22 protein-coding genes are annotated in these 25,777 nt (G+C 42.4%); 13 read left to right on the top strand and 9 right to left on the bottom strand.

What is annotated here, in order from left to right; all coding sequences use genetic code 11:
- The first annotated feature begins 4 nt into the window (after positions 1-4).
- The gene (locus KTO63_RS01170; protein ID WP_217789284.1) at positions 5-1,648 is read left to right on the top strand and encodes a RagB/SusD family nutrient uptake outer membrane protein; all 1,644 of its coding nucleotides are present in this window, start codon (positions 5-7) and stop codon (positions 1,646-1,648) included.
- 148 nt (positions 1,649-1,796) lie between these two features.
- The gene (locus KTO63_RS01165; RefSeq protein WP_217789283.1) at positions 1,797-4,784 is read left to right on the top strand and encodes a glycoside hydrolase domain-containing protein; all 2,988 of its coding nucleotides are present in this window, start codon (positions 1,797-1,799) and stop codon (positions 4,782-4,784) included.
- 245 nt (positions 4,785-5,029) lie between these two features.
- Here KTO63_RS01165 and KTO63_RS01160 read toward each other — a convergent pair whose 3' ends face one another.
- Positions 5,030-6,085, bottom strand: a complete 1,056-nt coding sequence (locus tag KTO63_RS01160; protein ID WP_217789282.1) for a LacI family DNA-binding transcriptional regulator — start codon at positions 6,083-6,085, stop codon at positions 5,030-5,032.
- Between the two features lie 106 nt (positions 6,086-6,191).
- Between KTO63_RS01160 and KTO63_RS01155 the strand changes: the two genes are divergently transcribed.
- Positions 6,192-6,770: an NUDIX domain-containing protein gene (locus KTO63_RS01155; protein WP_217789281.1), complete on the top strand. Its 579-nt coding sequence runs from the start codon at positions 6,192-6,194 to the stop codon at positions 6,768-6,770.
- 4 nt (positions 6,771-6,774) lie between these two features.
- On the opposite strand, the gene KTO63_RS01150 is transcribed toward KTO63_RS01155, so the two are convergent.
- Both KTO63_RS01150 and KTO63_RS01145 read right to left on the bottom strand, forming a co-directional pair.
- Positions 6,775-7,533, bottom strand: a complete 759-nt coding sequence (locus KTO63_RS01150) for an oxygenase MpaB family protein (RefSeq protein WP_217789280.1) — start codon at positions 7,531-7,533, stop codon at positions 6,775-6,777.
- A 123-nt stretch (positions 7,534-7,656) separates the two neighbouring features.
- Entirely contained in the window at positions 7,657-8,193 is a 537-nt protein-coding gene (locus KTO63_RS01145; RefSeq protein WP_217789279.1) for a hypothetical protein, read from the bottom strand.
- A gap of 189 nt (positions 8,194-8,382) precedes the next feature.
- Between KTO63_RS01145 and KTO63_RS01140 the strand changes: the two genes are divergently transcribed.
- Positions 8,383-8,904 (top strand): class I SAM-dependent methyltransferase, encoded by a 522-nt coding sequence (locus tag KTO63_RS01140; RefSeq protein ID WP_217789278.1) that lies wholly within the window; start codon positions 8,383-8,385, stop codon positions 8,902-8,904.
- A 66-nt stretch (positions 8,905-8,970) separates the two neighbouring features.
- Here the strand turns inward: KTO63_RS01140 and KTO63_RS01135 are convergent, their stop codons facing one another.
- Entirely contained in the window at positions 8,971-9,474 is a 504-nt protein-coding gene (locus KTO63_RS01135) for a DinB family protein (protein ID WP_217789277.1), read from the bottom strand.
- Positions 9,475-9,723: 249 nt separating this feature from the next.
- The gene (locus tag KTO63_RS01130) at positions 9,724-10,140 is read right to left on the bottom strand and encodes a nucleoside-diphosphate kinase (RefSeq protein WP_217789276.1); all 417 of its coding nucleotides are present in this window, start codon (positions 10,138-10,140) and stop codon (positions 9,724-9,726) included.
- 277 nt (positions 10,141-10,417) lie between these two features.
- On the opposite strand from KTO63_RS01130, the gene KTO63_RS01125 reads away from it, so the two are divergent.
- The 5 genes from KTO63_RS01125 (at position 10,418) to KTO63_RS01105 (ending at position 15,083) form a co-directional block, all read left to right on the top strand.
- Positions 10,418-11,431, top strand: coding sequence for a DHH family phosphoesterase (locus tag KTO63_RS01125; RefSeq protein ID WP_217789275.1), 1,014 nt, complete (start codon positions 10,418-10,420; stop codon positions 11,429-11,431).
- Positions 11,432-11,444: 13 nt separating this feature from the next.
- Positions 11,445-12,383 (top strand): FKBP-type peptidyl-prolyl cis-trans isomerase, encoded by a 939-nt coding sequence (locus KTO63_RS01120; protein ID WP_217789274.1) that lies wholly within the window; start codon positions 11,445-11,447, stop codon positions 12,381-12,383.
- 367 nt (positions 12,384-12,750) lie between these two features.
- On the top strand, positions 12,751-13,734 hold the full coding sequence (locus KTO63_RS01115) for a D-alanine--D-alanine ligase (protein ID WP_217789273.1): 984 nt from the start codon (positions 12,751-12,753) through the stop codon (positions 13,732-13,734).
- A 187-nt stretch (positions 13,735-13,921) separates the two neighbouring features.
- The gene (locus KTO63_RS01110; RefSeq protein WP_217789272.1) at positions 13,922-14,743 is read left to right on the top strand and encodes a PASTA domain-containing protein; all 822 of its coding nucleotides are present in this window, start codon (positions 13,922-13,924) and stop codon (positions 14,741-14,743) included.
- A 16-nt stretch (positions 14,744-14,759) separates the two neighbouring features.
- Positions 14,760-15,083, top strand: a complete 324-nt coding sequence (locus tag KTO63_RS01105; protein WP_217789271.1) for a rhodanese-like domain-containing protein — start codon at positions 14,760-14,762, stop codon at positions 15,081-15,083.
- 307 nt (positions 15,084-15,390) lie between these two features.
- Here KTO63_RS01105 and KTO63_RS01100 read toward each other — a convergent pair whose 3' ends face one another.
- The 3 genes from KTO63_RS01100 to KTO63_RS01090 all read right to left on the bottom strand — a co-directional run bounded on the left by KTO63_RS01100 (position 15,391) and on the right by KTO63_RS01090 (position 18,387).
- Entirely contained in the window at positions 15,391-16,302 is a 912-nt protein-coding gene (locus KTO63_RS01100) for a UbiA prenyltransferase family protein (protein WP_217789270.1), read from the bottom strand.
- 144 nt (positions 16,303-16,446) lie between these two features.
- A complete protein-coding gene (locus KTO63_RS01095) occupies positions 16,447-17,391 on the bottom strand; it encodes a toxin-antitoxin system YwqK family antitoxin (protein ID WP_217789269.1) in 945 nt (314 codons plus the stop codon).
- Between the two features lie 108 nt (positions 17,392-17,499).
- Positions 17,500-18,387, bottom strand: coding sequence for a dienelactone hydrolase family protein (locus KTO63_RS01090; RefSeq protein ID WP_217789268.1), 888 nt, complete (start codon positions 18,385-18,387; stop codon positions 17,500-17,502).
- A gap of 137 nt (positions 18,388-18,524) precedes the next feature.
- Here KTO63_RS01090 and KTO63_RS01085 point away from each other — a divergent pair, with 137 nt between their 5' ends.
- Complete coding sequence (locus tag KTO63_RS01085; RefSeq protein WP_217789267.1) at positions 18,525-18,959, top strand: secondary thiamine-phosphate synthase enzyme YjbQ; 435 nt, start codon at positions 18,525-18,527, stop codon at positions 18,957-18,959.
- Positions 18,960-19,300: 341 nt separating this feature from the next.
- Here the strand turns inward: KTO63_RS01085 and KTO63_RS01080 are convergent, their stop codons facing one another.
- Positions 19,301-19,915 carry a hypothetical protein gene (locus KTO63_RS01080; RefSeq protein ID WP_217789266.1) on the bottom strand — a complete coding sequence of 205 codons (615 nt, stop codon included), beginning with the start codon at positions 19,913-19,915 and terminating at the stop codon, positions 19,301-19,303.
- Positions 19,916-20,189: 274 nt separating this feature from the next.
- On the opposite strand from KTO63_RS01080, the gene KTO63_RS01075 reads away from it, so the two are divergent.
- From KTO63_RS01075 to KTO63_RS01065, 3 genes are all read left to right on the top strand, one after another.
- Positions 20,190-20,786, top strand: a complete 597-nt coding sequence (locus KTO63_RS01075) for an RNA polymerase sigma factor (protein ID WP_217789265.1) — start codon at positions 20,190-20,192, stop codon at positions 20,784-20,786.
- 90 nt (positions 20,787-20,876) lie between these two features.
- The gene (locus tag KTO63_RS01070; RefSeq protein ID WP_217789264.1) at positions 20,877-22,079 is read left to right on the top strand and encodes a FecR family protein; all 1,203 of its coding nucleotides are present in this window, start codon (positions 20,877-20,879) and stop codon (positions 22,077-22,079) included.
- A gap of 248 nt (positions 22,080-22,327) precedes the next feature.
- Complete coding sequence (locus tag KTO63_RS01065) at positions 22,328-25,771, top strand: TonB-dependent receptor (protein ID WP_217789263.1); 3,444 nt, start codon at positions 22,328-22,330, stop codon at positions 25,769-25,771.
- Positions 25,772-25,777 lie beyond the last annotated feature (6 nt).

Raw genomic sequence — 25,777 nt, 5'->3', positions numbered from 1 at the left:
GAAGATGAAAAAAAATAGTCTAATTATTTCAACAGCAATTATATCAACACTGTTCGCTTCTTGCGTAAAGCTGAACAGAGCACCGGTGGATGATTATGCGCCTGAGGCATATTTTGTTTCGGAGCAGGCAGCATTGCAAAATCTCGCCTCGGCGTATCAGTATGCTAAAATGAGTGGTTTCTTTGAAGATGGAGATGGTATTTACATGGATGATATCAGCGACAACGCTTATTGTCCGTTCACCAACCAATTGCCATCTTACATTGCACTTGGAACGGCAACCCCTGCAAAAATTTCGGGCGCCGCTTACGTGGATCTTTACAGAACTTACTTCGATTATAAAGGCATCAGAAACGACAACTTCTTCCTGGAAAACGTTGACCTGGTGAAAACAATGGATAAGGACAAGGCAACAGGGATGAAAGCAGAGGCCCGTTTTTTAAGAGCATTTGATTACACAAGAAAACTAATGTGTTTTGGCGGTGTACCACTTGTAACCAAAGTATTGGATTATGGTGAGGAAAACTCCATTCCAAGAAGTTCTGAAGATGACATCGCGAAATTCATTTTATCTGAACTCGATACCGTTTCTCAAATATTGCCAGTAACAAGGTCTGGTGACGAATACGGCCGCGTAACAAAAGGCGCAGCATTGGCATTGAAAGCACGTCTGGAGCTTTTTAGGGGAGATTTTGCAAATGCAGAAAAAGATTCAAAAGCAATAATGGATCTTAACCTATATGGTTTGGCTGATAACTATGAAGGTTTGTTCTGGGAAGAAAACCAGGGCAAAGTAGCGAGAGACAAAGAAGTTATTTTAGAAGTAACATATCAGCAACCAAAATGGGGCTCATGGATTGATGGATTGTACACTGTTGCGGAAGGGGGCTGGAACTCAGTGAATCCAACGCAGAGCTTGGTAGACGCGTACGAAACAAAGAATGGTAAAGCAATAACAGCAGATCCAACTTACAACGCGGATAAACCTTACGAGAACAGGGATCCAAGATTCAATGCATCTATCATTTACCCTGGTCTTACATGGAACGGAAGAATATTCAATAGTCTTCAACCGGTAGGTCCAGATGAATATTACAACTCATCTAAAGGTAACAGATCACGCACTGGATATTGCTTAAGAAAATATTGTGCACCATTGGATCACTTGCCTGTAGGCGACCCCACATTGGCACAAAACCTGAATTTCATTGTGTTCCGCTATGCAGAAATATTGTTGATCTATGCAGAATCATTGATCGAACAAGGCAAAGATCTTGGACTTGCAGCAGGAGCTATCAACCAGGTACGTGCGAGAGTAAACATGCCTGCAGTTACAGAAGTTGACCAGGCAGGTTTGCGCAAGAGACTTCGCAATGAGCGCAGAGTGGAACTGGCTTTTGAAGGATTGAGATGGTACGATATGAAGCGCTGGAAAATTGGCGGCCAGGTAATGAATGGTCCGGTTTACGGCGTACGTCCGGGCACTGTTGACATGACAACAGGCGTAGTTACGTGGTCCAGTCCAAATCACATTACCGTTGGCGCAGAGAGAGTCTTCAACGAAAACAGGGATTATTATTTCCCGATTCCACAGGAAGACATCGATGCTGATCCAGCATTGCAGGGACATCAGAATCCGAATTGGTAGACAATAATTGAATAACTGATTAACTGAATAACTGAATGATTGAATAATTGAGTGTAAGATTGACCTTTAACACTCAGTTATTCAGTTAATCAGTTATTCAGTTATTTTATTTTAGGCAAGCTTTGCTTTTTTAAATTATCTTTCAAACATGAAAAATCTCCTCGCTGCAGCCCTCATTCTATCGGCTCAGGTAACCTTAGCTCAACAGATAAAATATACAGTTTGCAACGATTGCTGGAACCGCGATTCTCTCGGCAATCACAGAGTGGTAATACAGTTTAACGGCACAGGTAAAATTGCAAAGGCCGTTATTCCGTGGCGACGAAACGACGAAAACCCGCAGGACAAAAGGCTCATAGTGCAGGATGCCAAAACCGGCAATAAAATATTAAACGTAAATGCCGCTGATATTTCAAGAGAAAACGGCACTGTTTATTTTGAAGCTGTTTCCGGAAAAGGCACCTATAACGTATACTACATGCCTTACAGAAATGAAGGCAGAAACAACTATCCCAAAGGTGTTTACTTAAAGCCTGAACAGACTGCATCGGCAGAATGGTTGAAAAATATTAATACAAAGGCGCCGGCAAACGCAACGGTGGCAAGGATTGAAGCCATTGATTCTTTCAATACTTTTTACCCGATGGAAGTGATTGCAACAGCGAAGGAAACAAATGCGCTGAAAGCAAAATATGCAGCACAACCATTCATCGTATTTCCGGAAGACAGGCAGTACAGCATTCGAATGAAGCGCGATTTGCCTTATCGCTGGATACAAAAAGGATTACAAAATTCATTTCACGGCGAAGCAGCAAAAGGTGAGTTTTATGCCTATCAGTTGGGAGTGTATGCTTTGAAAGATTTGCAAAACGTACAAGTTGTTTTTAGCGATTTGAAAAGTGCAGCAGGAAAAACGATAAGCGCAAAACAGATCACCTGCATCAACACAACGGGCGTTTCATATGATGCGAAACCGTTCACCCAAAATGTAAATGTTACCGCGAATAGTGTGCAACCTCTTTGGTGCGATGTAGCAGTGCCTGCAAACACTGATGCGGGAACTTATACCGGGAAAGCAACTGTAACGGCCAATGGTGCAAAGCCCGTTACAATCAATATCAATCTAACCATTAACAATAAAACCCTTGCAGATGGCGGTATTAACGAGCCATGGAAACAAACACGTTTGCAATGGTTAAACTCTACATTGGCGCAGGAAAATGACGTGATCGCTCCATACACACCGCTTGAACTAGTGGGCGATACCGCTGTGAATTTGCTGGGCAGAAAGATCATCATCAATAAAGATGGTTTTCCAAAACAGATTCAAACATTCTTCACAGAAGAAATGACAGGTCTGTCAAAAGAACCAAACTCGTTGCTATACGAAGGAATACATTTTCATTTCACAAGACAAAGCAATGGTAAAAATATCGACCTGAAAAGTTCAGGCGTATCTTTCACAGAAAGAAAGCCCGGCACCTTAAAATGGCAGGCAACAAATACCTCTGATTCTTTGCAAATGGATGTAAGTGCTTCACTTGAGTTTGACGGCTTCTTGTCATACACCGTGAAAGTGACGGCCTTGCAGGATATGGATTTCAAGGATATTGTGATGCATATTCCATTCCAGAAGAACATGACCACGTATATGATGGGGCTTGGACAAAAAGGCGGCAATCGCCCCGAGTTGGTAGATTGGAAATGGGATGTGTCAAGTAAAAACCAAGATGGAGCGTGGATAGGAAATGTAAATGCCGGTCTGCAATTTTCTTTGAGAGATGAAAAATATGTAAGACCTCTGAACACTAATTTCTATTTACAGAAACCATTGCAGTTGCCGACATCATGGGGCAATAACAATAAAGGAGGCATACAGGTAGGCATCAAAGGTTCTTCCATGCTGGTAAACGCATACAATGGTGCACGCAGCATGAAGAAAGGAGAGGTGCTGTATTATAATTTCAATTTGCTGATTACACCTTTCCATCCAATCAACACAGAGTTTCAGTGGAACACACGCTTCTATCATCAATACAACGATATAGACAGCATAAAAAGAACGGGCGCGACAGTTATCAATATTCACCACGCAACACCGATCAACCCGTGGATCAATTATCCTTTCATTGAGTGGAAAAAAATGAAATCATACATTGATGAAGCGCACAGCAAAGGGATGAAGGTAAAAATCTACAACACTGTTCGCGAACTTTCTAATCATGCATATGAAACATTTGCGTTGAGAAGCCTGGGGCACGAAGTATATTCTCCGGGCAAGGGCGGCGGCTACAGTTGGCTGCAGGAGCATATTGCAGACGATTATATCGCCGCATGGTTTGTTCCTGAAATAAGAGATGCTGCCATCATCAACAGTGGCATGAACCGCTGGCACAACTATTATGTAGAAGGCATGAACTGGCTCACGCAAAATGTTGGCATCGATGGTATCTATCTCGATGATGTGGCATTTGATCGCATTACAATGAAGCGCATCAAACGTGTTCTAACGAAAGATGGGCATCCCGGCATCATCGATTTGCATTCTGCCAATCAATACAACAAAAGCGACGGCTTTAACAACAGTGCGAATTTATACATGGAACATTTTCCGTACCTCAACCGCTTGTGGTTCGGTGAATATTTTGATTACGAAAAAAATGATCCCGACTTTTTCCTGACAGAAGTAAGTGGTATTCCATTCGGACTGATGGGTGAAATGCTCGAAGGTGGCGGGAATCCATGGCGTGGCATGATCTATGGCATGACCAACCGTATGCCGTGGACAAGCAACAGCGACCCGAGACCTATCTGGAAATTGTGGGATGAGTTTGGTATCAAGGGTTCTGAAATGATTGGTTACTGGAGCTCTAATTGCCCTGTAACAACCGACACCGAAAAAGTAAAAGCTACCGTTTATAAAAGCAAAGGCAAAGCGCTTGTATCAATAGCAAGCTGGGCGGCAGATAACGTAGATGTACATTTGAAAATCAACTGGCAATCGCTGGGCATTGATCCTTCGAAAGCAAACATCACTGCAAAAGAAGTAACGAATTTTCAACCGGCTAAAACATTTGCTGCAAGCGATGCGATAACGGTGGAGAAGGGAAAGGGATGGTTGTTGATTATTAATTAAGAATTAGGAATTAAGAATTAAGAATTAAGAATTCTTTCGGTGCAAGTTTCCACATATGGATATACCACCTTTTAGAGCTAAGCATAGCTTCGATAAACAAAGTCCCGATCAGATGATCGGGACTTTGTTTATCGATATCTTTTAAGTGATGGTCGTTATAATTTTCGGCTGGAATACGTTGAATTAAGTGCCAGTCTGCAATATGACAAGGACTTCGACTTTAATGAATTCTTAATTCTTAATTCCTAATTTTTAATTGAATCTTGATTCAACTCAAAGTCCTTATTAATCATCACCAATCCGTCTATTTCCTCATGATAATATTTGCCCGCAACGTTTGCATGTTGTAGTTTGTCGTTGATGATGCGGATGAGGATCTCCATTGCTTTTTCTCCCTGTTTATAAGGATACTGTTCAATAGAGGCTATTGGCGGAAATGCCGTGTAGCTTGTGATCGGCAGGTTCGCATAACTTGCAAAGAAAATATCTTCATTGATCTTTAAATTATGCTGCCTCGCATATTGCATCACATCAAGATGAACATAGTCGTTAAACGTGATGATCACTTCCGGTGGCTGTTTTAGCGCAAGTAATTTTTCCATCGCTTTGTAAGTACTCTCGCGGGAAAGATCGGTTTGCTCAACCAACCGCATATCGACTTTCAGTTTCTTTTTTGTAATACCCTCAATATAACCTTTAAGGCGTTCGTGCGTTGCTAGTAATTTGTCCGGCCCGTTTATAAAGCCGATCCTCTTGAAACCCCTGCTGAACAGCCAATTCACCATCTCAATCGTGCCTTTGTATAAATTGCAATAGACCTTATGCGCGTTTTCAAATGGTGGTACGCGGTCAAAATACACTACCGGAATATCATATTTTTCCAGCGTTGCCAAATGATCAAAGTTGTTGGTATATTTCGAAAGAGAAATGATCAGGCCGTCAACACGTTGTTTCTTCATCGCTTCCAACACTTTCTTTTCACGTTCAGTATCATCAAAACTTTGTCCGAAAAGTATGGTATAATCGTGCGCCATAGCTGCAGTTTCAATGCCGCTGATAGCTTCCGAAAAAAATTCTTCTTTAATATAAGGAAGGATCACACCGATGATAAAAGTCTTTTGCTGCTTAAAAAAAATGGCTTTTGTGTTGGGCTCGTAGTTTAACTCTTTCGCCAACTCCTGAACACGTGTGCGGGTGCGCAAGCCAATGCTTGGGTGATTGCTTAAGGCGCGGGATACAGTGGACACGGATACATTGAGCCGCTTGGCAATCTCTTTAATCGTGGGCAGTTTGTTTTCCATCTCTAATTTAGTAAGGTCAAGGTAAGCAAAAGTTTGGTTATAGTTTTTCCTTTTGGGGAACAATTTGGAAATTATTGCTGTAATATTGAAACAATAACGGTTTACCATGACGAACAACGTGAAAATCCTTAGCACCGAAACGATCTCCCCCTTTTGGCATAAGCTTCACAGAATAACTTACGAGCACATCAACAAGCGAAATGAAAAAGAGACGATGACCCGCGAAGTGTATGATCGCGGTAATGGTGCGGGTATTCTTTTGTACAATAAAGAAAAGAAAACGGTGGTGCTTACCAAACAATTCCGTATGCCGTCATTCATAAATGGCAATGCATCTGGCATGCTGGTAGAAGTATGTGCCGGACAATTGGATCAGGATAGTCCCGAAGATTGTATCAGAAGGGAAACCGAAGAAGAGACCGGCTATAAAATTAAGGATGTTACAAAAGTCTATGAAGCCTATATGTCGCCAGGCTCCGTATCAGAGATATTGTATTTGTTTATTGGTGCCTACACAAAGGAAATGAAACAAGGCGAGGGTGGAGGTGTTGATCACGGAGAAGAGATAGACGTGCTTGAAATCAGTTTTGATGAAGCGATGAGAATGATGGAAGCAGGAGAAATAAAGGACGCCAAAACAATTATGCTTTTGCAGTATGCATGGATCAAAAGGATTTTTGAATAGACAGCTATATCATGTTCATTTGCCTGATCTGTGTTTTATACTGTGCGGGTAGCAGAATAGACTGAATGAACCACTCTGCGTTAATTCGCCTGAAAATTTTGTACACATTTACCAAAGGCTTTATAGCAGAGCCATTTCGCAAGCTGAGATGGTTAAGCACAACTTTATTTGCCACCAGTTTTTGTGACTCCAGCAAGATGTAATACCTGAAGCTGCCCAGGTGTTTTTTATATTGTTTGAAGAGGTCCGCTGTGTAGCCGCTGTATTGCAGGTTGGTTGATTGTTGGTCTGAATACTGTGCATGCCATGCTGCGTAGTCCGAAGGAATATTCTCCAAACCCATGCGTGTTGCCATTCTGTAAAAGACTTCCACTACATCATCCTTTTCCAGGGCAGTCAATTTTCTATCCAGAACCTCAAAAGATGCAATAGAATAATGGATCAACATGTACAATACATCGCGATATGCCCAGTCTGGAATGGCCGTGCCACGCGCAGTTTCAACGCCCGTGTGTATTTTTCGCATCCTGTCAATGGCTGCATGTGCTTTTTCCTTCGGAGAAAAAATGATTTGTCTTGCATAACCAACGGTGGTGAATAATCTGCCCAATGGATCAGCGGGCAATTTGCCTGTAAAGTAGAGCCAGTCAACAGATTTGTTCAAAGCGAACTCTGCCGCGGCGCCGGCAAATATCAGCAGGATCACATCTGCCTTGCCCCATATCTTTTGCACAATATGCCCTTCTTCAACAAAGTATTCCATAACTACTTTTAAAGTTAACGATAATGGGTGTTAAGTAAAAAGTAAAAAATCAAAAGTCAAAACCCTGAAAGACTGGTCTTGCCCGGTGGCAAGGAGATTGAACTAAAGCTTTTGACTTTTTACTTAATTAAAAACCTGTATTTCCCTTTTTGAGTAGTCGTATAAATTTGTTTGGTTCTCAATATTCTCAAGTACTTCAAGACGTTTAATTTTTTTATAGCAAATTAAAAGCGGAACCAGTCCGATCACACCGAAAGAACAATCGATCAGTTTCCAGTATAAAGGAATTTGCCGCACATGCCCAGCGATAAAAGCAGTTGGCCATATAAGAATGCAGGCAATGCAGCCAAATTGTATGATCCAAATATTTTTCACCGGGTCCCTGTATGGTCCAATAAACGCAACTGCGATAACAATGTGAGCAAAGGCCAGCCAGTCATAGCCATATGCAAGAAAAGGATACTGGGCATTCATGTCCTTAATCGCCACGTAACATTTTTGAATAAAGAAAAACAAATGGATGTCTTTTGGAATCACGGTGCATAGCCAGGCAAGTTCTGACTCTAACGCAAATGCAGTGGCACCGCTTAATATCAATGTGATCACAAAGAATACGATCCATCTTCTGATGGATGCTTTCAGCGAATATATTGTCTCCATAAAAAGCACTTTGAAATACAAAGTAAGTGTGAATTTTTCAGATACGCAATTATTTTTTAGATTGGGGGGAGAGAGCACGCACCCGCCCGGCTGAAGTCGTTCGGACGGGGATGACGCTGATTAGACTGATTTACGCAGATTTTTCTTTTGAAGAAAATCAGTCCTTCTTGTAACTAAAAAGGATTTAGTATGCAATTAACAGAAGCAATTGAATTAATAAAAGATCCTGAGATAGGAGCGGATGAACCACAGAGCTGGGCTGATTTTGGCTGTGGCAGTGGGTTGTTTACAAAAGCGCTTGCCTCAATGTTACCTGCATCGAGCGTAATCTATGCGGTGGACATGCAGCCCTCTCTTGCGCCAAATGTTCTTCCCAATAAAACGAGAATAGAAGTTATAAAAGCCGACTTTGTAAACGATCAATTGGAACTCCCAAACCTCAATGGAATTTTGATGGCTAACTCATTGCATTATGTGAAGGATAAAAAATCGTTCCTTTTATCGGTGACGGGTAAACTTGTTAGCGATCCGCAATTCGTTATTGTAGAATATAATACATTAAGTTCTAATCGCTGGGTGCCTTATCCAATCGACTTTTCATCGCTAAAACAATTATTTGCCGGTATAGGGTTCACAACAATCAAAAAGATCAACGAACGTACTTCCATTTACAACGAAGTAAAAATGTATAGCGCTTTGATTAGGAGTTGAGAGTTGAGAGTTGAGAGTTGAGAGTGGTACCATTTACCACAATGCTTAACTCTCAATTCTCCACTCTCAACTCTCCACTAAGAGCCTCACCGTCACCAACAACTGTCCCGTGTGCCTCATAGTATGTTCTGCTGCATGAAAGAGCAAGCCGATAACGGTTGATGGTAGTTGTTTTCTACCCACGCCTCGAAAAGCTGTTAAGGAATCTTCATTGATTGTTTTAAGCTGCTCCAGTGAACGATCAATTTGTTTATTAAAATTATCAAGCAAAATATTCAATGTTGCATTTTCATTTTGTTTGCCTTCGGCAGAAAGGTAGGCAAGCTGTTCCTGGTTCAATGGTTGCGCGTTTGCGTAGGTAAATAATCTGTCAAGCACACCGGACAAATGTTGCAGGTGAAAAGCAGGAGAAGCAACATTGGCGGGTCTTTCCCAAAGAAGATGCTCGGGGAAATACTTCATCAGTTCGTTTACTTCGTCGCGTGCCTGCAGTAAGGCATGGGCCACAGGTTGTAGCAGTGCGGCTATGTCTTCGATTGGTCCTCGCATCCAGTATTCGGGTTGTTGCATGATGGGAGATTTGTTTGAAGATACGGAGTTGCGGGCAGGTGCTGCTCTCGAATCTTTACCACTAAGGCACAGAGGGCACTAAGTTTCACTAAGAAATGCCTGAATTTTTGGGAACCTTAGTGGGGCTTAGTGTCTTAGTGGTTTTATTTCGCCCTTGCTTAAATTGTGATTTGCAACTGCTCAAGCTGGTGCACAAAAAAAGCGACCACTTTGTAGTGATCGCTCTAAAAAAACTTACTGTTTCTATAATTAGAATTTCTCTAAACCAGAGAAGAAGAAGCTACCTTCGATTTCAGCGTTTTCGTCGCTGTCGCTACCGTGAACTGCGTTTTCGCCAAGAGAAGTAGCGTACATTTTTCTGATGGTACCTTCGTCAGCTTTAGCTGGGTCAGTTGCACCGATCAAAGTACGGAATGAAGCCACAGCATTTTCTTTTTCAAGAATAGCAGCAATGATAATGCCGCTGCTCATAAATTCTACCAACTCACCGTAGAAAGGTCTTGCGCTGTGTACTGCGTAAAACTCACCAGCTTTTTCAGCAGAAAGTTTTGTTTGTTTCAACGCGACAATGCGATATCCTTCTTTAATGATTCTATCTAAAATTGCACCTGCGTGGCCATTTTTCATAGCATCAGGCTTAATCATAGTAAATGTTCTGTTGCTCATATCACTTTTTTGTTTGGCCGGCAAAGATAGAGGGAAAATTAAGAATTAGGAATTAAGAATTAAGAATTCTTTCTCTGTGACAACGGAACTTATTAAAGGAGAATCTTTTTGTGCATCGAATTTCAAATCTCCGAGCACTAATTTCAAATCAATGGTGTTCTCCCTCCGCAATAACAATTCGTTAACTGCTTAAGTTTCAGACATTAAACGTTCTTTGCCAAGTCCCAAAGCTTGTTTTGACAATTTATCAATTCCGCTTACCTTCGCTCCGTTTTTTATGAAACCCATACAGGAAATATACAACCAGCTGACTTCACCACGCAAAGTGGTCATTACCATGCATCAGAAACCAGATCCTGATGCCATGGGTTCTTCGCTTGCATTATATCATTTTTTAAGACAGTTCGGGCATACTGTAACAGTTGTTTCGCCTACAAACTGGGCGGGATTCCTTAACTGGATGCCAGGTTGCGATACCGTACTGGATTTCGAAAGCCAAAAGGGCAGAGCGGAAGTGCCGGGTATTTTGCAACAGGCGGAGTGGCTTTTTTGCCTCGACTTCAACACATTGCCACGCACGAAGTCTCTTGCGGCTCCTTTAAAAGAGCTGAAATGCGTAAAAATGCTGATCGACCATCACCAGCAGCCGGAAGTTGAATCCTTCGATTATGGCATTAGCGATACTGGCAAAAGTTCGACTTCAGAAATGGTGTACGACTTTATCGTGGGCAGCGGTCATGGAGATAAAATAAATATTGACATGGCGGAGTGCCTTTATGCAGGTGTCATTGGCGATACAGGATCTTTCCGCTTCCCCGCAGCGACTGCCGGTGTACATACCATGGTGGCGCACTTGAAAGAAGTGGGGCTGCAGCACACACAGGTACACGAAAATATTTACGATAATTATCTTGAAAACAGGCTTCGTTTTATTGGACATGTTCTTTCCAATAGAATGGAGATCATGTACGAATACAATACTGCTTTGATCGCTATTTCCAAAGGCGATCTGTTGCGTTTTGAAATAAAAACCGGCGATACCGAAGGGCTGGTGAATTTTCCACTAAGCATTCAGGGAATTAAAATGGTTGGCCTGGTAATTGACAGGGACGAGGAACGCAAATGGAGTTTCCGTAGCAAGGGCAATGTGGACGTGAATACATTTGCCAGAAAATACTTTGAAGGCGGCGGCCACTTTAACGCGGCAGGCGGCCATACGAACGACTCTCTTGACCAAACGGTAAAAAAATTTAAACAAGCAGTTAAAGAAAATGCTTTACAATTGCAATAACAATAAACAAAAAATGACAAAAATTACATCGATTGCTGTAGCGGCTGCTGCAGTATTGGGTTTGACAGCATGCAACAATGCAGGCTATAAAAAAACTGCGAGCGGGTTAATGTACAAGATCGTAAAACAGGGTAGTGGTCCGCAGGTGAAAATAGGCGAGGTATTGAAAATAAACTACGTTCAAAAAATAAACGATTCTGTTTTGGCAGATTCGTACAAAACAATGGCTGTATATGCGCAAGCTGACAGCGTTGGTGCAATTTATCAACCAAACGAAATTTTCCGTTTGCTGCACAAAGGTGATAGCGTTGTTATCCTGCAATTTGCGGATAGTATTTTGGCAAAAATGCCAATGGCAGGTGGTTCTATCTTGAAAAAAGGTGACAAACTTTACCTGAATTTCAAAGTAGAAGATATCATGGCAAACGAAGAAGCTGTGCGCGCAGATCGTGAAAAAGAAATGAATGCAATTGGCGACAAACAAGTTTCTGCAATCGAGGCTAAATTGAAAAGCAAAGGCATTAACAATGCACAAAAAACAGGTAAAGGAACATTTGTAGTAATACAAAATCCAGGTGAAGGTGCTTCAATTGATTCCGGTAAATACGTATCAGTAAGATACACTGGTAAATTGTTTGACACAGATAAAGAATTTGAAAACAACAGAGGCGCAGAAAAACCTGCATTCGGTTTCACAATTGGTCAGCACCAGGTGATCAACGGCTGGGACGAAGGTTTGAGATTGCTGAAAAAAGGTGGTAAAGCTACATTGTACATCCCTGGTTTCCTTGCTTACGGTCCTCAGCCTGGCCCTGGCGGTAAACCATTCGAATCATTGGTATTCGATGTAGATGTTGAAGATGTTGCTGACAAAGCTCCAGCTCCTAAAGCTGCTCCACAGTTTGAAATGCCACATGCGCATGATTCTGCTGCAGCAAAAGCAAAAAAATAATCTCTTAGAATAAGATTTTGGAAAGCATCGGCGTTTGCCGGTGCTTTTTTGTTGCCTGTTGCTTTCTGTGCGTCAGGTCGTAGGTGCGAGATTTTCTTATACCACTAAGGCACTAAGGGCACTTAGCCGCACTAAGGGTTGCTGTAAGTTCAGGGTTCTCTTAGTGAAACTTAGTGCCCTTAGTGTCTAAGTGGTAATTCTTGGTCACTCTCATTACTGCCTGCGCCTTTGTAATAATGAAAGACTGCTTTCTCAACACCGGCCACTGGCATTCGCTCTTCCAACTTTTTTTTTCCACTTCCATTTTAGGTTTGATATTTGATGATTAAACGAACATTATTTCACCCAACAGCAAACCAATTATTTAATGAAGCCGAACATCGCTTTTGTAACAGGAGGTTATTCCGGAGAGGCACAGATTTCGTACATGAGTGCCATTACCATTGAAAAAAATCTGGACAAAGAAAAATTTAACGTTTACAAAATTGACATCAGACCGGACGGCTGGATATATGAAAGCAATAAGGGTGAAAAAATAGCGGTAGACAAAAACGACTTCACAATCACCATCAGCGGCGAAAAGATAAGGTTCCAGGCCGTGTTTATCGGTATTCACGGAACGCCGGGTGAAGATGGAAAATTGCAGGGATATTTTGACCTCATGAATATTCCTTACACTTCATGCGATGCAGCCACTTCTGCACTTACATTTAACAAGCGCTATACCGTTGCCGTTGCAGCTTTCGGTGGAATCAACGTAGCAAAAAGCTTGCATTTGTTCAAGCACACAGGCATTGAGCCGTCAGTGGTAAGCTCATTGTTGCAATTGCCAGTATTTGTAAAGCCAAACAACGGCGGATCCAGTATTGGTATGAGCAAAGTGAACGACAAAGAAGATATGGCCGCTGCTTTGGAAAAAGCATTTAAAGAAGACGATCAGGTGCTGGTGGAAGAGTTTATTTCCGGAAGGGAATTTACGATCGGTGTTTATAAAACAAAAGGAGAAATAAAAACACTACCGTTTACAGAAGTAATAAGCAAGAAAGAGTTTTTCGATTTTGAAGCCAAATACCAGGGCCTTAGCGAAGAAATTACGCCCGCTGTAGTGGACGAATCGATTGCAGAAAAAGTAAGGTACACCGCCAAAAAAGTATACGAAGTGTTCAACTGCCGTGGTGTAGTGCGCATAGACTTCATTTACAACGAAGCCAAAGGTGAGCCATACATGCTCGAAATTAATACCGTTCCCGGGCAAACCGCGGAAAGCCTCGTGCCTCAACAGGTTCGGGCTGCTGGCATGGAGCTGAAGGATTTTTATACTGAGTTGTTGGAAGAGGCGTTAGGAGCTTAACGCGAAACGCCTAACGCAAAACGCGAAAGGCCTAACGCCTAACGCGAGGGTCTCCGACATTGAACCATAGCGTTAAGCATTGAGCATTTGGCGTTCTGCGTTCCGCGTTCCGCATTAGGCCTTTCAAGCTTTTTTTCATTTCTTTGGGCGCACATTAGATAATCCATGAAAACAAAACCAAGTTATTGTGTTTAAATTCCTTACAAATAAGCCGCTTTGGGTCAATATAGTTGCAGCCTTTGTGCTGGGCGTGGTACTGATCTTGCTGGTGCTTTCATCTCTCAACTTTTTCACGAAACATGGAAAGGTTTTGCGCATTCCGTCTGTTACCGGAAAAACTTACGAAGAAGCTAAGAAATCATTGGAGCAGCAAGGCTTTGAAGTAGAAATACAGGATTCAGTTTATCGCGATACTGTTAAGCCAAGCGTTGTCTTGCGACAGTTTCCCGATGCCGATGAATTGGTAAAGGTCAACAGAACTGTGTTCCTGACCATCAACAGAACCGTGCCGCCAGACGTGGTAATGCCGAACCTGGTAGGTATGAGTTTTAGAAATGCAGAGATAGTGATCAGGCAGTTTGGCTTCAAAATGGGAGATACCCTTTATAAACCCGATTTTACAAGAAATACAGTATTGAATCAATCTGTAAACGGAAAAGAAGTGCAACCAGGCACCAAATTGCCAATGGGTTCAGAGATATCGCTAACTTTAAGCGGAGGCCCATCGGGTATTGATCTTGCGGTGCCGGATTTAACAGGGATGACTTATAACGAGGCTAAAGCAAAACTTAGTGTGGTGGGCATTAGTTTCGGGTCAGCTGTATATAAACCGGGCGTCACAGATTCAGTCAATGCCTATATTTATGATCAGGAGCCGAAACATTATACACCGGATGGAAGGGTAAGCAGGATCAGAGCAGGCCAAATGATCGATATTTGGTTACAAACTGAAAAGCCTGTGCGCGATACAACTGCTGCGAACCCTCAGGATGACGGATCTTCTTACTAACGATTAAAGTTTTATTATGAGAAATATTACAGTTGAAGAACTAAAAGCAAAACTTGATGCAGGCGAAAAGCTGCATGTGATTGACGTGCGCGAGCCAAACGAATATGCAGAAGCAAACCTTGGCGTGCCTTTGATTCCTTTGGGAAAAATTCAGGCAATGCAGATCGATGAGATCGAAAACCTGAAAGATGAAGAATTGTTCATTCATTGCCGCAGCGGCAAAAGAAGCGCCACAGCCGCGATGTTCCTTGAAACAATGGGTTTCACAAACACAGTGAATGTGGAAGGTGGAATTTTAGCATGGCAGGAGAAGTTTGGCGATGAGAAAATTGTGAAGTAATTAATAATTAGTAATTAGTAATTAATAGGGCGTCATTGCTTATTGCTGCAAGCAGCAAGAGTGATGACGCTTTTTTATTAACTGAATAACTGAATAACTGAGTAACTGAATAACTGAAGTGTTGAAAGTTAGACTGCGAAATGCAATCAGAGACATCGATTGTCTATTGTTCAAAGAAGAACTTCTGTTGAAGTGTGCGACGCAAGAAAAGCCCAATCAGTGTACTTCCGCTTACCCAACAACAAATAGATAACCGGATATGAACAACTCAGTTATTCAGTTATTCAGTTAATCAGTTATTCAGTCATTAGAAAAACTTCATCGCCACAATCCCGCACAGCGCTTTCACCAGCATTAATCCATCAATTACGACGAGGTAATAGAAAATGGACCTGCGGTTATGCAGCGAGTAGGCAACAAGAATAAGTAAGATAAATGGTATGGTGTTTATCAGAATCTTCATTACTCCGAAATGACGACTCAGGGCATAAACGATAAAGGAGCCGAGGCCAACAATGCTTAATGGAATGACGATATAAAAGATCGTTTTGCGCAAGCCGGCTTTTACCACAAAGGTTTTCAATTGCAGGTTGTGATCGGTCGCATAATCCTTAATGTCAAACAAAATGCAAAGCACCGTTATGAACATCAGGTTTTTTACAAACAAAAAGAACTTGACCCATGTAATGTCGTAACTGATGTTGTGCGTGATGCAATAATACAAAACCGGGTAAATCGTCACCATTCCCGCCCACACAAAACCGATCATAAAAGGCTTCAACCAGCCAACACTTCTAAGATTGTAGGCTTTTGTTGTGCGTAAGTTAATGCCATAATACATCAGGCCCGCCACCGGCACCAAAGCGATCAGGAACCATTCAGGAACGGTTATGCTGCTAAGTTCTTTTAAGGGAAATACAATCAATCCGCAAACCAGGCAAACCGTATACAACACAAGCTGGCAATAAAAAATAAGTTTTGCATTCGCAGCATACCATATGGACCTTATGTTGGTACTGTTGTGTTCGTTGTCGGTTATATATGCTTTGGTGTAGTAAAGAATAGTTAGAGCAGTCACTAAAAGATAATATGGAACCGTATTCAACGGAAACTCCTGCTGCAAGCTGGCTTCAATAGAAAGAGCGACGGCACAAAGACCATAAAAGTAATTGCCGAAAAAAATAAATTTCATCAGGCTGCGATCTTTCCTTTTCAACATAATGCCCTGCCGTTTTTTTGAATGCTTGCTGCACAAATATAGTAAATGCTTAACGCTTAATGCTTAATGCCTAACGCCTAACGCGGAGTGCACCTTGCGTTAGGCATTGAGCGTTTAGCATTGAGGGATATTTTATTACAAGAATCATTGTACAATAATCTTTCGCTTTCTTTTCGATGCACAAGGATAGGTTCGAACATCACGGATTTTTCCTTCCTTGTCATAGTACGTTATTTTGATTGGATTGCCACAATCGTCGTAGTCAATCTCTTGGTGTGTTTTATTAGTTTCATAATCGTAGATGCGCCATTTGCCTGCCGGGACAGCATCTGCATCGCCAAAAACCTGGTTGATATCTTCATAGTCTCGTTCAAGTTCTTTTACAGAATCCTTCGCATTAAGAATAACATAAGAATTGAATATATTTTTTAATCCATTAAAAGCGGCTGTATCAAACACGTCGATCATTTCAGTACCGCCAAGTTTATATTTTACTTTAAAGGCAGGAAAATAATTTACGCATTGCGGTTTATAACGAACCTCGCCAGCAACCGCAGTTGAACCCCAAACATCTTTGTGGAGATAGGGGCCGTCGACATGCCCATTTTTGAAAGTTCTATAGCCAAGATCTTTTCCTGACGCGCTTAAAAAAGGCAATGTGCCGTTTCCTTGTGATAGGCTTCCAGGATAATAAGTGTGGCCGCAAGAATCCGACAATGATACCGCATCCCAGGGCAAGCCATTCAAATAGTACATTACCGAACCCACGATGCCATTTGGATAATACCCAACTTGCAGGCCGTTTAGTTTTCCATTAATAAAAGAGCTTTCAAATGTTATAGGTCCATTGTCCCTGAACCAACTGTTCCAAAAACTTCTTTCTAAAGTATCGTTGGATGATGTAAGCATGGCCCTGTTATAATCAAAAATTGAATGGGCTTCAGTATATTCTTTTCGATAGTCATGACCAAAATTGATCCAGCGTGGCACTGTTGCAGAGTCTTTTGACTGGCCCTTCGCCGCGAATATGATCAGAGTAAATCCAAATTGTAATAAGAAGGGTTTGAGTTTGAGATGAGAAATTTTCATGGGTTATAGTGAGTTGGGTGTTAGGAAAGGCTAATTGCTGAATGCCTAGCGCTCAACAGTTAACGCAAGGCGCACCCTGCGTTAAGCGTCAGGCGTTTTGCGTTGAGCTCACTTCAGCTTTTGGTTAAAGAAATCTATCGTCCTTTGCCATGCAAGTTCTGCGGCGGGTTTGTCATAACGAGGCGTGGTGTCATTATGGAAACCGTGGTTGACATTCGCATACGTGTAAGCAGTGTATTCTTTTTTGTTTGCCTTCAATGCTTCTTCATACGCGGGCCAGCCTTCGTTTACTCTTGTGTCAAGTCCGGCATAGTGAAGCAGGAGCGGAGCCTTTATTTTCGGCACATCATCTGCTGCCGGTTGTCCCCCATAAAAAGGAACGGCTGCGGATAACTCAGGAACGCGAACGGCCATCATATTGGCGATCCAGCCACCAAAGCAAAATCCCACTACGCCCACTTTGCCATTGCAATCTTTATGGTTTTTTAAGTAATCAAATGCTGCAATGAAATCTTCAAGCATTTCATTTTTGTCACGTTTAGCCTGCATTTCACGGCCTTTGTCATCATTGCCGGGATAGCCGCCGAGAGGTGTGAGCGCATCTGGCGCGATGGAAATAAATCCCGCGAGAGCTGCTCTTCTGCCCACGTCTTCTATGTATGGATTTAATCCGCGATTTTCATGCACCACCACCACGCCGCCGAGTTTGCCGGTAGCATCTGCAGGCATTGACAATAACGCTTTGATCGTGCCTCCGCCTTTGGGTGACTGATAGTTGATATATTCGGACTTGATGCGCGGATCGCCTGCTGTTGTTTGCAATGTGCTCTTATAGTCCGGCATCAAAAAACTCATCAGTGAAGTAACGGTAAGACCGCCAACGGCATATGTAGAAAGCTTTGCTACAAAGTCGCGCCTGTTAATACGGTCATGTGCATAGTCATCATACAGGTCAAATACTTCCTGCTTAATGTCTTCTTTTTTTATGTTTTCCATAATGGTGTTGTTGAAACTAAAATTAATAATTAATAATTAAGAATTAATAGATGGGGCAGTATGTGAACTTTGCAAACAGGCGTTGAGTGACGCCTTATTAATTCCTAATTATTAATTATTAATTGTTTTTTTGCCTCATGAAAATGTTTCAGCAAATAATAGAGTTGCCGGAGAAGCGTCGAGGATTTCATTTGATCACTGGCGAAGTGCTTAGAGCGTTGCCTGCGATTGGCGAATTGAAAACGGGAATGTGCCAGGTGTTTATTCAACACACGTCTGCATCCCTTACCATTAATGAGAATGCTGACCCTACTGTTAGAAAGGATTTTGAAACATGGTTCAATAAAGCGGTTCCCGAGAATGATCAGGATTTTCTGCACAACGATGAAGGTTCCGATGATATGCCGGCACACCTCAAAGCTGCTCTGCTAGGCAGTTCTGTAATGATACCGATACGCAATGGCCGCTTTGCTTTGGGTACATGGCAAGGCATTTATTTATGCGAGCACCGGAATTATGGAGGAAGCAGGAGGCTTGTGATTACGGCGTGGGGAGAGGGGCTGAGTGACTGAATAATTGAATAATTGAATAATTGAATAACTGAATAACTGAATAGACTGAATGAACTTAGTAGCTGAATAACTGAGTAGCTTGACAAGTGGAATCAGCGAAACCGCATCGTCATTGCGAGACCAGCGGGGAATGAATAACAGAATTACAACAATAATCAAGCGCAGCGGAAAGCGGGCGAAGCAATCTCGTGCACGCTGTGAGAGATTGCTTCGCCACATTTGTTTTGTTGCAAGTCTCAGTACAATATTAGAACACTTTTATCGTGCGGTGGCTCGCAATGACGGTTCGGGCTTATTGACTAAATGGTACTTGCGAAACCACTGAAGAAAACTATTACTAATTACCGTTCAACATTCAAGATATTTTCATGCACCCACATTGCCTCTTCATCGGCTGAGACTCTGTCGACCGTGCTGCCGGTTCTGCTAAATGTCGCGTGCGGGAAGTCATAAGGCTTGCTGTGGTCAAAATAGGGGCCCACAACGCCCAGTAGCCATCCGTCTTTGGCCGCCCAATGGGGCGCATTTACTTTGTATTTGAAAACCTCATAGTGGACAAAATTGTTTTGCCCATCGAAGTCAATCGTCACACGTTTTATATGCTCCAGTTCGTCGGGACATGCCGCAAGTTCAGTAGGGAATTCGAGCCAGTTGGCAAGGTTGCTTTCTGCGCTCTTAACAATGGTAAGATATTCGGGAGGAAATAGTTCAAGTTTGTGAAAATCGTGCAGGAGTTGAAAAGTGGCCTCTCTCGTCATTACATTTTTGGCGAAGGGTAAAACATCATCGGCGTTTACATTTTCCGCGTTTTCCAGTTTGTCGTACAAGGGGCGGATGCGTTCGAAGCGTTGGTCAACCAGCTTCCTGATCTGAACTTTCACTTTCCGCGATCGATAAATTACTAAGAAGACGGCCGCCACGGCAATGGCTCCCGCAATGACTAAAAAAATTATCATAACGGCAATGATTAGGGTTTGTAATCAGTAAAATAATAGTTATTCCGGAAAACCATAGTATTTGGCGGGTTAATTATTTAATAACTGAATAACTGAGTAACTGAATAAACTGAAGGTTGAATTATTGAATAATTGAATTATTGATGGCAGATCGACGTTGAACCTCAGTTATTCAGTTACTCAGTTATTCAGTTATTCAGTCATTTTTCGCCTCCCTGCTCTTTCAACCACTTTTCTCTCTATTTTTACAACGATACCAACACTGCTTACTCTATTGAACGAAAACGGAACATATAGGGAGAAAGAACTGCTGCTACAAATTTCTGAAGGGGAAGAATCGGCTTTCCGGCAGATCTTTCAGCATTATGGAGACCAGGTGCACGCCAATATTTACACGATCGTAAAGTCGCATGCCATTGCGAAAGATCTTGTGCAGGATACTTTTCTGCGTGTTTGGCTGTACAGGGACAAATTGCCGGAGATCGAAAACTTCCGCCAGTGGCTCATGCGCATCGGTTACAACCGCGCGTTTACCTACCTCAGAGACAAGGCCACTCAAGACAAAGGACTCAATGTTTACATAGATAAATACGCCGATGCCAATTCCGACAATCCGGCTGAATCAGCGCTTTTGGTGGACGCATTGCGCCGCGCCATTGGTAACATTGTGGTACAAATGCCGCCCCAGCAAAGGAGAATCTATACCCTCAGCCGCGAGCAGGGCCTGAAAATTCCCGAGATTGCCGATCAACTCGGTATTTCTCCAAACACCGTTAAAAATACGCTTGTAAAGGCCCTTCACACCCTTCGTGACGGAATGGAAAAGGCCGGATTTAGCCTGGTCATTATCTCCATCTTAAATATTTTTTAACTTTTTTCATTTTCGACTAGTCCTAAAATTTTCCCCGGGAGTCTGTTTTATAGAGACAACCTTATTCCTCTTAACGTAAAAACTAGTCAATTGAAAAGCCAGGAAAGCATTCTGTTGCTATTAAAAAAAATTAACGAAAACCAAGCCAGCCAGGAAGAACTTAACGAACTGATCGAACAATTGAAGAGTGATGAGAAAAGTGAGTTGACAGAGCAATTGGAGATCATGCTAAACCCCTACAAAGAAAACGGCCGCAAACCTTTGACCACTTCTGAAATTGAAAACATGGCAAAATCCATATTCACGATGGATCATGTAAAAGAAGAGGAGGACGAGGAGAGCAAAGTTCTTTTAGTAAAACGGGTTTCATTCATGCGAACGTGGTGGGCCGCTGCAGCGGTATTTGTTTTGGCAGTTGCCGGTGGTGCCTATTTGTGGAATCATGGGAGCAAAAACGAAAGGGAAAGCGCTGCCGTAACAAAGCCTGTGCAGGATGTGGCTCCGGGAAAAAATGGCGCCATCCTTACTTTGGCTGATGGCAGCCAGGTAGAACTTGACAGCTCCAAAGGCGGTGTGATCGCTACGCAGAACGGCGCAAAAGTATTGTTGAAAAACAATCAACTGGTGTATGATGCGCAGGCTGCCGAGAAAGACAAAGTGGTGTATAACACGGTGAGTACACCGAGAGGCAGGCAATATCAGATCACTTTGCCAGACGGCTCAAAGGTGTGGCTGAACGCCGCCAGTTCCATTCGCTATCCTAACCATTTCACTGGTTCGGAGCGTAAAGTGGAGATCACTGGTGAAGCATACTTTGACGTTGCGAAAGATGCATCCGCACCATTCGTGGTACAAGCTGGCAATGAAGACATCCAGGTATTGGGAACGGAATTTAACGTGATGTCTTATGATGATGAGGCCTATGTAAAAACCACGCTTGTAAACGGTTCTGTAAAAGTAGGAGTTGACTACGCTGCAAGAATTTTAAAGCCGGGACAACAATCGCAAGTGGCCAAAAATCAAAGCCTGCAGGTAAAAAGTGACATAGATGTCGACGAAGTCATTGCATGGAAAAACGGACGTTTTGCTTTTTCAGAAGTCAGCCTGGAAACTATTATGAAGCAAGTGGCAAGATGGTACGACGTGGAAGTTTCGTTTAACGATAAAATTTACGACATCTACACGATGAATATATCCCGCAACGTACCTGTTTCGAAATTGCTGCAATACATGGAAATGAGTGGCGGTGTGCATTTTGAAATAGAGGGAAAGAAAATAATTGTCAGGAAATAACCATTTGAACAACATTAAAAAAACTTAAAAACAACACCATATGTAAAGAGAAAAAGGATCGCCTTTCACAGCGTTTACCTGATAAAAAAACCGCTCCGAGTACGAGTCGGAACGGCAGGAAGATTAGGTAAATCAGATATTCAATTTGTTAGAACTGCTTATTGTTTAACCTAAACTAAAACAAAGTTATGGATTTAAAGGCTCATTCTATTCCTTTCCAAAAAGGGATAGCCAAAACTGCGCGGATTATGAAATTGACGGCGTTTATCTTACTCATCTTTAGTCTTTCAGTTAGCGCTTCTGGTAGAGGGCAGAATATTACAATTTCTCTCAAGAACGCATCGCTGGAAACTGTTTTTAAAGAAATTCAAAAACAGTCCGATTACAATTTTGTCTACAATAGCCGGCTGGTAAAAACTGCTAAAAGCATTGATGTCGATGTAAGAAGCGCATCTGTGGAAGATGTGCTGCGCCAGTGTTTTAAAGGTCAACCGCTTACTTATTCCATAGAGGAAAAAACGGTGATCATCAAGCCATCTCCTCATGTAATTATCATAACAGAAAATGAAACGGCAGACCCCGTGCATGGTGTAGTGACAGACAGAACGGGGCATCCATTGCAGGGTGTTTCTGTATTAAACAAGAAAACAAAGAAGGGTACAAAGACCGGCCCCAACGGAGAATTTACACTGCATGCATCTGTAAATGATGTGCTGGCTTTTTCTATCGTGGGTTATAAATCGATTGACAAAAAGATCGACAATACTGATATCGCTTTAGTAATTCCTTTGGAAATTGAAGTGTCTTCACTGACTGAAACAGTCGTGATCGGTTATGGCACTTCTCAAAGAAAAGACCTTACCGGATCTGTCGCAACCATTGCTGCGAAAGACATTCAGGACATTCCATTTGCAACAGTCGACAACGCACTTGCCGGTAAAGCAGCGGGTGTGGAGGTTACAAAAACGGATGGTACGCCGGGTGGCGCGGTGCGTATTCGCGTGCGTGGCTCCACTTCATTGTTGGGAGGCAACGATCCTTTGTACGTAATTGACGGAGTGCCCATGCAGGTGCAATCTGCATACATCAACCCGGGTTATGACGTGAGCAGCCCCGTAGGTAATGACGTTACAGGTTCAGGTGGTGTAAGTGCAGGTATGTCAACCGCATTTGTAAATGGATTGAATAATTTGGGTGGCTTGAACATTGACGACATCGAGTCCATTTCTATTTTGAAAGACGCATCTGCTGCTGCTATCTACGGTTCTAAAGCCGCGAATGGCGTAGTGTTGATCACTACCAAAAGAGGTAAGAAAGATATGAAGCCCGTGATCACATTCAGCTACTACGGAACTGTGAGCATGTTGGCTAAAAAACCAAAACTGCTGGACGCCTCTCAATATAAAACTTTGCTGCAGGAAGCTGCGGTAAATGACAATGCGGCGCGTGTTGCAGCAGGAAGAGCACCACGCCCCGAAGCAGTAAAAATTGTAAACGATCCAAACTATTTTGGTAAATACAATACAGACTGGGTTGACCTTGTTACCAGAACAGCATTTGCAAACAATGCAGAAGTGTCTGTACAAGGCGGTGGCGGTTCAACAAGATACTACACATCTTTTGCCTACAACAATACACCGGGAGTGGTAGTGGGAACGGATTATGAACGCGTATCCGGCAAGGTGAACCTGGAAACAGAGTTCAGTAAACATTTCAAATTTATCACCAACCTTAACCTCGGTTATGTGAATCAGAACATTACCAATGGTGCATATCAACAGGCTTTGCGAGCAAGACCAGACTGGAGTCCATACGATTCTACAGGAGCTTTCCAAAATTTTGCTACAGTAGCGGCCAGCTACCTGGGATATGAAAACCCATTGGCTATGACTACAGCAGTCAACAATTCAAAAAGCACAAGCCTGCTGGGTTCTATCAGTGCGATTTATGACTTCAACCCACATTTGCAATTCAAGAGCACCGTATCGTTAAACAGCCAGAACTATACGCAGAAACTGTATACTCCTGACTACCTGCAAATCGGAAGTTTTTACGGAAACGTGTCTTCCAATGGAGGCATAGGTAACAATGCCAACAGTCGTTTCACTGATTGGTTCATTGAAAATACATTGGGCTATACCAATAAATGGAAAGATATTCATGCTGTAAATATCCTGGGTGGATTTTCTTACGAAACAGTAAAGACAAGCTTCTTCAGCGCAACAGCTTCAGGTTATCCAAACAACGATGTGCTTAATAATTTGTCATCTGCAACCACACCAATTTACACACAAGGTGATCAACCTAATAAACCACAGAGCTATCTTGTTTCTTATTACCTGCGTGCAAACTACACTTTGATGGATAAATACCTGTTCACCTTCACGGGTCGTGCAGATGGTTCATCAAAATTTGGCCCGGATAACAGGTTTGGTTACTTCCCTTCAGGAGCTGTTGCATGGCGTTTATCCAACGAAAACTTTTTGAAAAATGTTAAGTGGATAGAAGACATCAAAATCAGAGGTAGCTATGGTTTGACAGGAACACAAAATATCGGCGACCAAAAATATCGTACACTTTACTCGCCGCTGGCTTATGCTGGAACCAATGCACTTGTGCCAACACAACTCGGTAACCCTGCATTGAAATGGGAAACAACCAAACAAGCCGATTTCGGCGCAGACGTATCATTGTTTGGAAACAGGTTGCAGGCAACATTTGACTACTATAGAAAACAAACAGATGGTGCATTGTTGGCATTGCCGGTACCGCCAAGTTCTTCTTACTCAACTTTGTTAGAGAACACAGTTGACATCAGGAATACAGGTTATGAATTAAGCATTTCAGGTGACATCATTCGCACGAGAAATTTCCGCTGGAACGCTTCCGTGAACATCACATGGAACAAGTCGCTTGTTACCAAACTCAACAACAATGCAGATCTTACGGGCATACCCGATAAAACAGGTCTTGAATATGGCAACACCACACTTATTGAAGGACAGCCTTTGGGTTTGATCACAGGAATGAAAGTGGATGGTATTATCAAATCTCAGAAAGATCTTGATGATTACAAACAGCGTTTGAATTTTATCGGCAACATCGTTTTCCCATACCTCAATATTGGAGATCCAATGTTCCAGCTCGATTCAACCGGCTATCCTGATTTTCACGTCGTGATTGCAAACGCAGCGCCTAAATACTACGGAGGATTTTCACAAGGCTTCAGCTACAAGAACTGGGATCTGAATCTTTACTTCCTCTTCTCCCATGGCGGCAAACTCATGTGGGGCGACCATGTAAGTAGTATTAAGTTCATCGGTACACCGAATGCCAACCAGGTAATGCTTGATCGTTACAATCCTGAAAACACCGGAACCAATTTGCCAAGATTGTTATGGAACGATCAGATCATCTACAACAGCAGTCTCAGCATTTTCAATTCTTCGTATTTGAAATTGAGAACACTATCACTCAACTACAGGTTCAACAAAACACCTTGGATGACAAGAACAGGTATTTCAAATGCATCTGTGTATGCTACTGCAACCAACCTGTTCACTATTACAAAATATCCTGGCAACGATCCTGAAACTTCAGACGACGCGTACAGCGTGGCCGGCGGATACTTTGACGTGAGCAACTATCCTGCGGTAAGAACAATTTCTATCGGATTGAAAGTTGGTTTCTAAAAAACA

Origin of the sequence: Pinibacter aurantiacus, from assembly GCF_019130065.1 — a bacterium.
Lineage (GTDB): Bacteria > Bacteroidota > Bacteroidia > Chitinophagales > Chitinophagaceae > Pinibacter > Pinibacter aurantiacus.
The sequence above is the reverse complement of the archived record's forward strand: the minus strand, read 5'-3'. Positions and strand labels throughout refer to the sequence as shown.